Here is a 12,363-nt window from a genome sequence, read left to right on the forward strand (position 1 = left end):
TATATTTAGATAGATGAATATGTAATTAAAAAAAGCAAATAATAAGATTAATTCTTACGAAAAAGATAACTTGTTAGTCCAACATTCTGCAAGTTGAGTTAATAATCTATGTCAAGTAATAAAGTGCAACAAAACAACGGTGTGAGTCATAGCGTGTCACCAACGGTAAATGAAGCAAAATCATCCGAGACAGCGAAATCGCAATCTCTAGGGACATCAATAAATTTATCCTCATTTAACAAAAACTCTCGGTCAACAAAAGCTTTTACCGATACACCTGATATAGTTTGCTTATCTCATCTGCGTTGGAATTTTGTATATCAAAGACCACAACATCTTTTAAGTCGCTGCGCTCAAAAAAAGAGAGTGTTCTTTATCGAAGAGCCAATTTTTAGCCGGGAACCATTGGGGCGATTGGACGTTAGTGAAGACAAAAGTGGAGTGATAGTTGTTGTTCCATATCTACCTGAAGGTCTAAGTGAAGAAGCAGTAAACGCAGATATCAAAGTACTGCTTGATAGGTTATTTGCAGAACATAATATTTCTAAGTACATTTGTTGGTACTATACGCCAATGGCGATCGCATGGGCAAGCCATTTAGAACCGGAAGCTGTTATCTACGATTGCATGGATGAATTGTCTGCCTTTAAAGGAGCATCGCCTACTTTAAAGAACTACGAAGCAGAGCTATTTCGTCGGGCAAACCTAGTATTTACAGGCGGGCAAAGCCTTTACGAAAGTAAGGTAAACCAGCATCCAAACGTTTATGCCTTTCCTAGCAGTGTAGATGTACCCCACTTTGGACAAGGAAGAAACGTTAAAGAAGAACCAGCAGACCAAGCAAATATTCCTCATCCGCGCCTTGGGTTTTATGGTGTAATTGATGAGCGGATGGATATTGAATTATTAGCTGGGATTGCCGAGGCTCGTCCTGATTGGCATTTAGTCATAATTGGGCCAGTTGTGAAAATTGACCCAGCAACTCTGCCACAGCATGAAAATATTCATTATCTCGGTAGTAAAGACTATAAAGACTTGCCTGCATATCTAGGGGGTTGGGATTTGGCAATGTTGCCGTTTGCGCGAAACGAGTCAACACGTTTTATTAGCCCAACTAAAACACCAGAGTATTTAGCCGCAGGTAAACCTGTAGTCTCTACCACGATTCGAGATGTGGTACGTCCTTATGGAGACTTAAAGCTAGTACGAATTGCAGACACTGCTCAAGAGTTTGTCGCCGCCGCAGAACAAGCGTTGCAAGAAGATACTCCAGCATCAGGATGGTTGAGTCGGGTAGATGCATTCTTAGAGCAGATTTCTTGGGATCGGACTTGGGGATCGATGATGCAGTTGATAGATTCTGCGATCGCAACCACACCAGATACCACAACTAATGGTAATGGTAAAAATGGGAAATCTCCCATCTCAACAGATATCCCAGAAGCACCAAGCATCATTACCAGAGACTTCATATTTGATTACTTAGTTGTTGGTGCAGGTTTCTCTGGTAGCGTTCTCGCGGATCGCTTGGCGAGACATTCCGGTAAAAAAGTATTGGTTGTAGACAAGCGCAATCACATCGGTGGTAATGCTTACGACCATTATGACGACCACGGAATTCTCGTACATAAATACGGCCCTCATATCTTTCATACCAGTTCCCGCGAAGTATTTGAATACCTCTCACAGTTCACTGCCTGGCGTTCTTACGAGCATCACGTTCTAGCCAGCGTAGATGGACAACTCGTCCCCATCCCCATTAACCTTGAAACCATCAATAAACTCTATGGAATGAACCTCAACTCATTCCAGGCGGAAGAGTTTTTTCAGTCAGTTGCAGAACCGAGAGAACACATCCGTACCTCTGAAGATGTAGTAATTAGTAAAGTTGGTCAGGAACTTTACGAAAAATTCTTCAAAAACTACACTCGTAAACAATGGGGACTCGATCCTTCAGAACTGGACAAAACAGTAATTGCCCGAATTCCTACCCGGACAAACCGCGACAGCCGATATTTCACAGATAGTTACCAAGCAATGCCATTGCACGGCTTTACTCGGATGTTTGAAAATATGTTAAATCATCCGAATATTAAGGTAATGCTCAACACCGATTACCGCGAAATCGAGAAGGCTATACCTTGCCGCGAGATGGTTTACACTGGGCCAGTTGATGAGTTTTTTGATTGTCGCTACGGTAAACTACCCTATCGCTCATTGGATTTCAAACACGAAACGCATCACACCCCTGTGTTTCAGTCAGCGCCAGTGATTAACTATCCTAACGAACAACTGTATACCCGTATTACCGAATTTAAGTACCTAACCGGGCAGGAACACTCCAAAACTAGTATTGTTTACGAGTTTCCCAAGGCAGAGGGCGACCCCTATTATCCAGTGCCACGTCCTGAAAATCAGGAAATTTACAAACAATACAAAGCCCTAGCTGAGTCAACACCAGGTGTGCATTTTGTGGGACGGCTAGCTACATACAAGTATCTCAATATGGATCATTGTGTGGCGCAGGCTTTAGCAACGTACAAACAAATAGCGGTTAAGGCTTAAGTTTGTTGATGTTGATCGTGGGCAGGTGCTGCCCAGCCTACAATTTTTTAAAGTAGAGACGCAATGGATTGCGTCTCTACAAAAGTCAGGTTGGCAATTTTATGTGACTGGCAGATGATTTAGTGGTTACTAAGCACAGCATTTCATTAATTCGTAGCGAATTAAATTTGGCAATACCCTGCAATGCCAACGCATCGGCTGACAATGCCAACGCATCGCCTAACAATGGCAATGTATCGACTGACAATGCCAATGCATCGCCTAACAATGCCAACGCATCGGCTAACAATGCCAACGCATTGGCTAACAATGCCAATGCCTCGGCTGACAATGCCAATGTATCGGCTGACAATGCCAATGCGTCCCCTTGCATTAAAAACGCAACGCTACGATTTTACGCAAAGCTGTACTAAGCGACTGTTGGATCTGAGTATTCCACTAATTGATTTTAAATTCTGTATTTTTCTTCATGCTTTTGTGGTCAACGATCCGCAAATACTAGATATTATATCTGCGTTATCACAATGTGGAAATATTCAAGTAGAACTTACGCAAAATTACACGCGCTCTGAGGCAATTCAAGAATGCTCCTACCTGAAAAAAGGTTTTGGCTATTGTTTGCGTAAGTCTTGATAAAGGTAATAAAAGCTTTGGTTGTGTAAATAATGTCTTTTTTCTTTAACTCAAGTAAAGACGTGACAAATAACGTTTTGAGAGAGAATAATTCACAACTCCCCTTGGAAGTGTGGGCTGGTGTAGAGTGTACAGTTAATCGCGTGGGTGATGAGTATTTAGACCAGTTGGAACGCAACGGTCATGCAACGCGCTTAAATGATTTAGATTTGTTTGCAGAACTAGGGATAAAAGCCATCCGCTACCCTGTATTGTGGGAGAAGATAGCACCTAATGGGATAGAAAATGCTGATTGGTCGTGGGCGGATGAGCGATTGGGGCGCTTGCGTGAACTCGGCATCCTTCCGATTGTAGGATTAGTGCATCATGGTAGCGGTCCGCGTGATACAAGTTTGGTAGACCCAGAATTTCCAGAAAAACTAGCAGTGTTTGCTCGTGCGGTTGCCGAACGTTATCCTTGGGTAACACATTACACGCCTGTAAACGAGCCACTGACAACGGCGCGATTCAGTGGAATGTATGGTCACTGGTATCCTCATGGACGGGATGATTTAACTTTTGCTCGTGCTTTGTTGGGAGAGTGTCGCGCAGTAGCCTTGGCAATGAAGGCAATTCGAGAAGTCAACCCTAGCGCTCAACTAGTGCAAACCGAGGATTTAGGTAAAACTTACAGTACACCTAAACTAGAATATCAAGCAGAACTGGAGAACGATCGCCGTTGGTTGAGCCTTGATTTATTATGCGGTCGAATCAACCCAACTCATCCAATGTGGGGTTACTTAAAGAAGTGTGGTATTAGCGAGGCTGAACTTGAGACATTTTTGCAAAATACCTGCCCCCCTGACATCATTGGGATTAACCACTATTTAACCAGCGAACGCTTTTTGGATGAACACACAGAAAATTATCCAGCTTGGACGCATGGGGGTAATGGGCAGGATAAGTATGCAGATGTAGAGGCGGTGCGAGTTTGTGCTGAGGGATTGGCAGGCCCACGCACATTGCTACTAGAAACATGGGAACGCTATCACCTGCCTCTTGCTGTCACCGAAGCTCATATTAGCTGCACCCGTGAGGAGCAGCTACGCTGGCTTTATGAGGTGTGGAATGCGGCGAAGGAATTACAAGCTGAGGGTGTAGATATCCGCGCTGTCACTGTTTGGGCGCTCCTTGGCAGCTACGATTGGAATAGTTTAGTTACAAAAGCTAACGGCTACTACGAGCCAGGTGTATTTGATTTGCGATCGCGTAGCGTCTCCTCTGGAGAATCGCCACATCCTCGACCAACAGCGATCGCAAAAATGGTGCAGGATCTAGCAAATGGGCTTCAACTAAATCATCCGCTACTTGAAACCCCTGGCTGGTGGCATCGACAAGAGCGCCTGTTATACCCTGCAATAAGTTGCAGTGCAATGATAGGAGAAGCAAGGAAAAAAACTTCCCTAATGCCCCTTACCTCCCCTCGTCCCCTAGCGATCGTCGGTGCCAGAGGAACTCTCGGAAAGGCTTTTGCTCGGTTGTGCGAAGTCCGCGGAATTTCATATCACCTGCTGACGCGCCAAGAGATGGATATTACCGATCCTGCCTCTGTGGATGCGATATTTACCCAGTTGAAGCCGTGGGCGGTTGTGAACGCTGCCGGATACGTGCGGGTAGACGATGCCGAACGGGAACCCCATGTTTGTATACAAGTGAACGCCGAAGGCCCAGCGATTCTAGCTGCTGCTTGCGCTCAACATAACGTACCGCTATTAACTTTCTCGTCAGATTTGGTATTTGATGGTGCTGTGTCTAATCCTTATGTCGAAACTGATACCGTTGCCCCTCTTAATGTATATGGGTGCAGCAAAGTTTTGGCAGAAAAGCTGGTATTGCAGGCTTATCCCGCATCACTGGTGATTCGCACAAGTGCATTTTTTGGACCGTGGGATGAGTATAATTTCGTCACGATCGCTCTGCGTCAGCTTAGTGCTGGTAATAATTTCATTGCCGCCGAGGATGGAATTGTTTCACCTACGTATGTACCAGATTTAGTTCATGCCAGCCTAGATTTATTAATTGACGGCGAGTCTGGGCTGTGGCATTTGGCGAATAAGAGTGCGATCGCCTGGGCTGATTTCGCGCGATTAGCGGCTAAACAAGCTGGAGTTAGTGTCACCAATCTGATTTCTGTACCCACAGAACAGCTTGGTTTAACTGCTCCCCGCCCAACTTACAGCGTTCTTGGTAGCAGCCGAGGTGAATTTATGCCATCCCTTGACAATGCAATTTCTCGCTACCTAGAAGAAAGAATCTAGTCCCGCAAGGCGGAAGTCAAAAGTCAAAACGATTACACTGTAAGCGTTTTGTTCGTTTGGAATGGGTTGTTTATTTCCGCCGCCCTGTACTAGTAACTAAATCTACATATCCCCAATCCCCAATTATGTCTACCATTTTAGTAACAGGAGGAGCCGGATATATTGGCTCCCATGCTGTATTAGCTCTGAAAAATGCAGGTTATGGAGTAATTGTTCTGGATAATCTTTCCAATGGACATCGCGAACTTGTAGAAGAAGTTTTGCAGGTTAAGTTGATTGTTGGCGATATGAGCGATCGCGCCCTGCTTGATAACATATTTTCAACTCACAATATAGAGGCAGTAATGCATTTTGCTGCTTATATTGCCGTAGGTGAATCTGTCACCGATCCAGCTAAATATTACCAAAATAATGTTGCAGGCACTTTGATACTTTTAGAGGCAATGGTTGCTGCGTCAGTTAAGAAATTTATCTTTTCTTCTACCTGCGCCCTTTATGGTGTGCCAAAGTTTGTTCCCCTTACCGAAGAACATCCACAAGATCCCATTAGTCCCTATGCTACTAGCAAGTGGATGGTAGAAAGAATTTTATCTGATTTTGATACAGCTTACGATTTAAAATCTGTACGTTTCCGTTACTTTAACGCTGCCGGTGCTGACCCCAATGGATTGCTAGGTGAAGACCATGAACCTGAAACTCACCTTATACCATTAGTACTATTAGCTGCTTTGGGTAAACGCGAATCTATCTTTATTTTCGGCACTGATTACCCTACCCCAGACGGTACTTGTATCCGAGATTATATTCACGTAACTGATTTAGCACAAGCTCATATTTTGGGTTTAGAATATCTGCTCAAAGGCGGAGAAAGTGAAGTATTTAATTTGGGAAATGGTAGTGGTTTTTCAGTTCGAGAAGTGATAGAAACTGCTCAGGAAGTGACAGGGAAAGAAATCAAAGTTGAAGAGCGCGATCGCAGACCAGGCGACCCTCCTATTTTAGTTGGCAGCAGCGACAAAGCAACTGAAGTTTTGGGTTGGCATCCCCAGTATCCTAACGTTAACGAAATCCTCACCCATGCTTGGCAATGGCATCAAAAACGACATAAATAAAGGCACGTATGGTAAAAACTTCATTCTTTAGGTACTCGTAAGGCAGTGGCAGAACTTGTTTAAATTAAATAATGGCTCAAAACAGCAACAGTTAGTATTAGTTAATGACCGCAATCGAGTTTCAAAATTTACCTAATGCACAACAGTGCCAAAAAAGTACACTGCCCTATTTGGGGCTAGTTTGCATCACCTCTGACAAACAAGTGCGCTTTCGGACAATGACACGCACTCGATACTTAAAACTTTCCCAAAGCGATCGCGAAAGTGCCCTGAGTGAACTGTATCGGCATAACTTAGAACGCTTGCATGACGCTCTCTCCTTTTGTGAGCAGAATAAAATTCTGCTTTATCGGATGTCTTCTGCTTTATTTCCCCTAAGTGACTTAGAAGACGAAATCGGCGCAAATATATTAGAGGCAATGAGCGCTGATTTAGCAACAATCGGTGAACGAGCGAATGCATTGAGCATAAGAATGGTGTTGCATCCAGATCAATTTGTAGTGCTGAGTTCTGATTCTCCTGAAGTGGTACAGGCAAGTATAAATAATTTAGCAGGACATGCACGTATACTTGACTTACTGGGCTTACCGCGATCGCCTTGGTCATTGATGAATATTCATGGTGGCAAATCTCAACGTCCTGAACAACTAGTAAAAGTAATTTCCGAGCTACCAGAAAATATTAAAAGCCGCTTGACGCTAGAAAACGATGAATACGCCTATAATGCCGATGAAATTTTAGCAGTATGTCAGCAAGCTGGTGTGCCGATGGTATTTGACGCCCATCACCATATTTGCCACGAAAATTTAAATAGCTACGATCATCCAAGTGTAGCATCCATGTTTTATGCAGCACGAGAAACTTGGACAAATCCCGATTGGCAATTAGTCCATATTTCCAATGGTGAGCAAGCTTTCAACGACAGAAAACACAGTGACTTGATTACCGATATGCCCAACGTATACCACCAAGCACCGTGGATCGAAGTCGAAGCCAAAAAAAAAGAAGAAGCGATCGCACTTTTGCGTTCTAATTGGCTAGTGGAAAATAATTGTACATAAATTAAGGACTTATAGTTAACTTAAACCTAAGAAATGGAATTCGCGGTTACACAGGCAAAGTCCGCCTCCGCGAACTAAGAAAAATTAAGGCTTTGAAACCCACGGAGGTGGGTAAAGTTTACTGTAGACGCGGTTTCTAACCGCTTTTTTAACTAGCTACCCTTTAATTCAGTAGCTTCTATTTGGGATTTTAATTGAGATGCAATCAGGGGAACTTTGGGCGCGAGAAAAAATCCAATTAAACTGGCAAAAAGGATTGGCGTAAAAGGACTCAAATTAGCCAGTTTTGACAGTAGCAAAGTCGTACTTATAGGTGTACGCGTTACGGCAGCATTGATAGCCGCCATTGTACAAATCATGGCAAGGGCCGGGTTAAGTCCCGGAATTAAGATTGCTACTGCTTTACCAATACAAGCACCAGTGAAAAACAGGGGAATAATGAATCCACCGCGCCACCCACCTGTTACCGTAATACTAATGGCAGCCATTTTACCGAAAGCAAGAGTTAAGAGAAAAACAGCACCAAAGTTATTAGTGAGGACTGACTCTAATTCTTCATGTCCAAAATAACGGGTTAGGGGTAATAATACCGCTAAAGTCCCAAGCCCTAACCCTGTTAATGTTGTGCGTATATAAATGGGGCCGGGAATTCGAGCAAACAAATAATCGCAGCCCCGAAAAATGCCCATAAAAAGCCATCCCGCCACCGCCCCAATGATGCCGAACATGATAGCGATCGCAAAATCATCAATCTTGTCTAGGTGGTACTGGGGAAAATGCCAAGTCGGCGCAATTCCTAATTGTGTAATTGCTGCAAATACCAAATAACTAGCGCAACTTGAAACAATAGCTGGCATCAAGGCTTCGTAATATTCCACAATATGCTGATGATGCAAAATCTCTAAGGCGAACATTGCACCGCCAAGAGGTGCGCCAAACAAGGCAGTCAAGCCAGCCGCCATCGCTGCTAAACTCATGGTTCTGAGGTCTTCACCTTGGAGATTTAGGCGATCGCCAACCCAAGTACCAAAAGAACCTGTTACCTGTACCAGTGGCGCTTCTGGGCCAGCACTACCGCCTGCCAATATGCTGATTAGAGAAGCAAGAATCATTGAGGGATTTTTGCGAGCATCTAAGCGTCCACCACGAAAATGGATATTATCAACAATCACGGCGATTTCACCGGGATTTCCCAAAAAATGAATCACCAGCCCGATAACTAAACCGGCTAGTGGCATGACTATCAGAAGGCTAAAACCTTCAAATCGTTGCAGGTGGTGAGTTAAAAGTTCTAAAACATTCCAGTATAAGGCAGCAAATAGACCACCAGCAGTGCCCACAACTACCCAACGGAGTACCCACCGCGAAATCATGAAGGGATTACGTTTTACCAGTCCAAAAAGTTGAGCAAATGTCCAGCGTTGAGTTTGATTAGTAACGTGGGGCTTCTTTGGTAACACTGCTTATTTCCTATTTATGAAACGGAGAATACAGAATATTTACGTTTTTTATAGTAAAGGCTATTTAGTTTAGTGAATCATTTTTGGTCTACAAGGGGCAATCGCCTTTTTTACTTACCTCTGGATGAAATTAAGTCTCAAGATAGTGTGTACCTCACCACAGAAGAACTTAAGCTTGGCGTATAAGTTTGGGGAAATAGTAATGAATAAGGAAACAGTTCCTAGTCAAGCTGAAAAGTCTAGTCCAGAAGGCGATCCATCGCAACTAGATCCAGAGGTACTGGACAAAATCAAACACCCTGCGAGAATAGACGATGTTATTCGGGAGCAATCACCAGAAGAACGTAAAAGTAACCCAGCTTTAGTACCAGAAATGATCGATGATCCAACTGATGATTGATTGGGTTTGCGAAAGAGTAATCGAAACGTCAAGATTGCCAACTTCTCTAAAAGGGTGTTTATAACTAAATTTCTCCTTGAGAATTTGTACTCGCAGTGTCACAGTAGTATTTATAGTGTTTGCTTGCTCGGATCAAAAAAGTATTTTATGGACGAGTAAGCTTTTTCTAACTACAAATTACCCATAAAAAAGAACCCCACCCCCAACTCCTCGCCACTTGCGGGGAACTCGGTTCCCGTCTGGGGATTCTACGGTGTACACACAAGTATGACCAGCATAGGTTTCAATTCTAGGAGTTTCGTCGTGGCGTAACAAGTTCGCCGAAATAACAAATGGGTACCCCGAAATAGCAAATGGGTACGCCGAAATAACAAATGGGTACGCCGAAATAACAAATGGGTTCGCCGAAATAACAAATGGGTTCGCCGAAATAACAAATGGGTACGCCGAAATAACAAATGGGTACGCTGAAATAACAAATGGGTACGCCGAAATAACAAATGGGTATGCCGAAATAACAAATGGGTACGCCGAAATAGCAAATGGGTACGCCGAAATAGCAAATGGGTACGCCGAAATAACAAATGGGTTGGCGTAGACTGCTCGCTGTAGGCATCGCCATGATTGCAGCAATTTAGCTTTGTCACGCCAGCGTAACGCACAGCAATTCTTTGGTGGATGAAGTTTTTCCGACTTGTGTGTACACCGTAGCTCTGGGGATTAGGGGCAGGGAGACAAAGCACAGCTTTGGCGGGGTGGGGTTCTTCGGGTTTAATAAGTAATCAAGCGAACATGATATAAAAACTTTGTGGACAACCCCTGCACTCTTTCCGCATCCATTACATAGTACCTGATCATTTAAGAGCGCACCCTGTCCACTGCTTCATGGCCATTAAGACAGACCTGTAATGCTTGTCTTTCTGTACTTTGAGCTTTTCTTAGTGCTATTGGATTCAAGGTGATTACTATTCTTCTACAATCAAGTCGCTTTTAATTAGGCGTTTTTGTAAACCAACAACAACAGCCTGAGCGCGATCGCTCACTTCTAGTTTATGTAAAATAGCATGAACATGAACTCTGACAGTTCCAGGAGTAATATATAGTTCTAGGGCAATTTGTTGGTTAGTTTTTCTCGCGGCCAAAAATGACAAAATTTCTTGTTCACGCTGAGTCAAAGGATTGGCAGATTTAGATATATTTTCTGAATACGGCTCAGAGGCAAAACTAGAACGAATTTCATTTGTTGCTGTTTGATCCCACCAAGATGCTCCGGCAGCCACAGAACGCAGTGCTAATACTAATTTTTCCGCAGCAATTCCTTTAAGGCAATAACCTTGAGCGCCAGCCGCAATCAACTGTGCAATCAGGGTCTTTTGGGAATGAGAAGTTAAAACTAAGATTGGTAAATGGGGATTTTGCTGCTTGATTTGTTTACACGCCTCAAGTCCGCCAATTCCTGGTAATCCCATATCTAACAGCACCACGTCCAGAGCGTGTTGACTAACTAACTCAATAGCTGTTTCACCATCTTCAGCCTCAGCAACGATTTCTAGCCCAATTTCTTCTTGCAATCGCACACGCAAGCCTAAACGAAATAGTTCATCATCCTCAACTAGGAGAATTTTAATGGGGGTAGACAGCATCTCACACAGTTAGAGAGGAGTGGAACGGGCATACAGGGAGCTTAAAAGCAAACATAGCTCCAACAGGTAATCTATTTTCTGCCCAAATTATACCGCCGTGGGCAACAATAATTTGGCGAGATAAATAAAGCCCCAATCCTGAGCCTTTAGTTTGGCGTTGGCTATGTCCTTGGTAAAATCGCTCAAATAAATGAGAAAACTGTTCAGGCTGGATACCCGCACCTGTATCCAAAATTTTTACCACTTGATAGGCAGGTTGCGATTCTAACACAACTTCTACATGACTATTGCGCGGCGAATGGTTGATGGCGTTGACTAAGAGATTGATTAAAACTCGTTGCAGTTGTAAAGCATCACCTTTCACCCACAAAGATTGTCTCCAATCAGATTCACCATAGTTAAGCGAGAGATATACACGCCGATTTGCTGCTAACTCGGTGAGAGTGCTAGCCGCTTCTTCTGCCAGGACAGTTAAATCTATAGGTGCTAAATGAAGGTCTAAACCTTCAGTATCATTACGGTAGATATCTAATAAAGTTTCTAACAATTGCAGTGAAGTTTGATGACTACGCGCCATTGTGGCTAAGACTTTTTGCTGTGCTGGTAATATGGGGCCAAACTTTTCGCCTTCAAAAGCTTTGAGAGTTTCAATTGCTCCTAATAAGGGCGTTTTCAGATCGTGGGTAAGCGTGGAAGCAAAATCTTCTCGGACTCTGACTAATTCTTCTTGTGCTTCTAATTTGGCATGAGTTAAAGCGATCGCTTCCTCAGAACGACGCAAGCGATCGCTCAACACACCTGTGACAATCAAAGCCATTGCTGCGATCGCTCTACTAGCAATTGTCGAAGCCTTCATCACTTCACCTCCTGGTACTACAAGATTCAACATAGTTAAAAACACAGCTACAAAAGTGGCTTGAAAAGTTGCACGCCTACCCAACCAAGAATTTGTCAATAAAAGCGGGCCTGTGTAGAGATATCCAAAAACGTAAGGAATTGGTGTACAAAATTCCAAAACCAGTACAAATATATATAAACCAGTGATGATGAAACGTTTGCCCCAAAGCGATTCCTGATTAAAACCTTTAGCTATAAAGTGTTTCATCCATTAACTTAACTATTACTAATTAAAAAACTCTTTTTTAGTTCGTAGTGAATGGTTTAGTACTCATTATGATATACGCGTTGCATT

General features: G+C 43.3%; 9 protein-coding genes. 5 read left to right on the plus strand and 4 right to left on the minus strand.

The window, feature by feature from the left end:
• Window positions 1–108 precede the first annotated feature (108 nt).
• Window positions 109–2,565 carry a UDP-galactopyranose mutase gene (glf, locus tag H6G26_RS00280; protein ID WP_190727356.1) on the plus strand — a complete coding sequence of 819 codons (2,457 nt, stop codon included), beginning with the start codon at window positions 109–111 and terminating at the stop codon, window positions 2,563–2,565.
• Window positions 2,566–2,650: 85 nt separating this feature from the next.
• Here glf and H6G26_RS00285 read toward each other — a convergent pair whose 3' ends face one another.
• Window positions 2,651–2,938: a hypothetical protein gene (locus H6G26_RS00285; RefSeq protein WP_190727357.1), complete on the minus strand. Its 288-nt coding sequence runs from the start codon at window positions 2,936–2,938 to the stop codon at window positions 2,651–2,653.
• 322 nt (window positions 2,939–3,260) lie between these two features.
• On the opposite strand from H6G26_RS00285, the gene H6G26_RS00290 reads away from it, so the two are divergent.
• From H6G26_RS00290 to uvsE, 3 genes are all read left to right on the plus strand, one after another.
• Window positions 3,261–5,495: a family 1 glycosylhydrolase gene (locus H6G26_RS00290; protein ID WP_347242410.1), complete on the plus strand. Its 2,235-nt coding sequence runs from the start codon at window positions 3,261–3,263 to the stop codon at window positions 5,493–5,495.
• Between the two features lie 125 nt (window positions 5,496–5,620).
• A complete protein-coding gene (gene galE / locus H6G26_RS00295) occupies window positions 5,621–6,607 on the plus strand; it encodes a UDP-glucose 4-epimerase GalE (RefSeq protein ID WP_190727359.1) in 987 nt (328 codons plus the stop codon).
• A gap of 104 nt (window positions 6,608–6,711) precedes the next feature.
• Window positions 6,712–7,668, plus strand: a complete 957-nt coding sequence (gene uvsE, locus H6G26_RS00300) for a UV DNA damage repair endonuclease UvsE (RefSeq protein WP_190727360.1) — start codon at window positions 6,712–6,714, stop codon at window positions 7,666–7,668.
• Window positions 7,669–7,820: 152 nt separating this feature from the next.
• On the opposite strand, the gene H6G26_RS00305 is transcribed toward uvsE, so the two are convergent.
• The gene (locus H6G26_RS00305; RefSeq protein WP_190727361.1) at window positions 7,821–9,128 is read right to left on the minus strand and encodes a chloride channel protein; all 1,308 of its coding nucleotides are present in this window, start codon (window positions 9,126–9,128) and stop codon (window positions 7,821–7,823) included.
• A 202-nt stretch (window positions 9,129–9,330) separates the two neighbouring features.
• On the opposite strand from H6G26_RS00305, the gene H6G26_RS00310 reads away from it, so the two are divergent.
• The gene (locus H6G26_RS00310) at window positions 9,331–9,528 is read left to right on the plus strand and encodes a hypothetical protein (protein WP_118166258.1); all 198 of its coding nucleotides are present in this window, start codon (window positions 9,331–9,333) and stop codon (window positions 9,526–9,528) included.
• Between the two features lie 965 nt (window positions 9,529–10,493).
• On the opposite strand, the gene H6G26_RS00315 is transcribed toward H6G26_RS00310, so the two are convergent.
• Window positions 10,494–11,171: a response regulator transcription factor gene (locus tag H6G26_RS00315; protein WP_190727362.1), complete on the minus strand. Its 678-nt coding sequence runs from the start codon at window positions 11,169–11,171 to the stop codon at window positions 10,494–10,496.
• A 1-nt stretch (window position 11,172) separates the two neighbouring features.
• Entirely contained in the window at window positions 11,173–12,276 is a 1,104-nt protein-coding gene (locus tag H6G26_RS00320; protein WP_190727363.1) for a HAMP domain-containing sensor histidine kinase, read from the minus strand.
• Window positions 12,277–12,363 lie beyond the last annotated feature (87 nt).

The organism is Nostoc sp. FACHB-888 (assembly GCF_014696655.1).
In the GTDB taxonomy this organism is placed as follows: domain Bacteria; phylum Cyanobacteriota; class Cyanobacteriia; order Cyanobacteriales; family Nostocaceae; genus Nostoc.

Excerpts from the sequence above, each read along its gene's own strand:
- H6G26_RS00320 (WP_190727363.1), bottom strand. The coding sequence starts at position 12,276 with ATGAAACACTTTATAGCTAAAGGTTTTAATCAGGAATCGCTTTGGGGC.
- galE (WP_190727359.1), top strand. The coding sequence starts at position 5,621 with ATGTCTACCATTTTAGTAACAGGAGGAGCCGGATATATTGGCTCCCAT.
- glf (WP_190727356.1), top strand. The coding sequence starts at position 109 with ATGTCAAGTAATAAAGTGCAACAAAACAACGGTGTGAGTCATAGCGTG.
- uvsE (WP_190727360.1), top strand. The coding sequence starts at position 6,712 with ATGACCGCAATCGAGTTTCAAAATTTACCTAATGCACAACAGTGCCAA.
- H6G26_RS00315 (WP_190727362.1), bottom strand. The coding sequence starts at position 11,171 with ATGCTGTCTACCCCCATTAAAATTCTCCTAGTTGAGGATGATGAACTA.
- H6G26_RS00310 (WP_118166258.1), top strand. The coding sequence starts at position 9,331 with ATGAATAAGGAAACAGTTCCTAGTCAAGCTGAAAAGTCTAGTCCAGAA.
- H6G26_RS00285 (WP_190727357.1), bottom strand. The coding sequence starts at position 2,938 with ATGCAAGGGGACGCATTGGCATTGTCAGCCGATACATTGGCATTGTCA.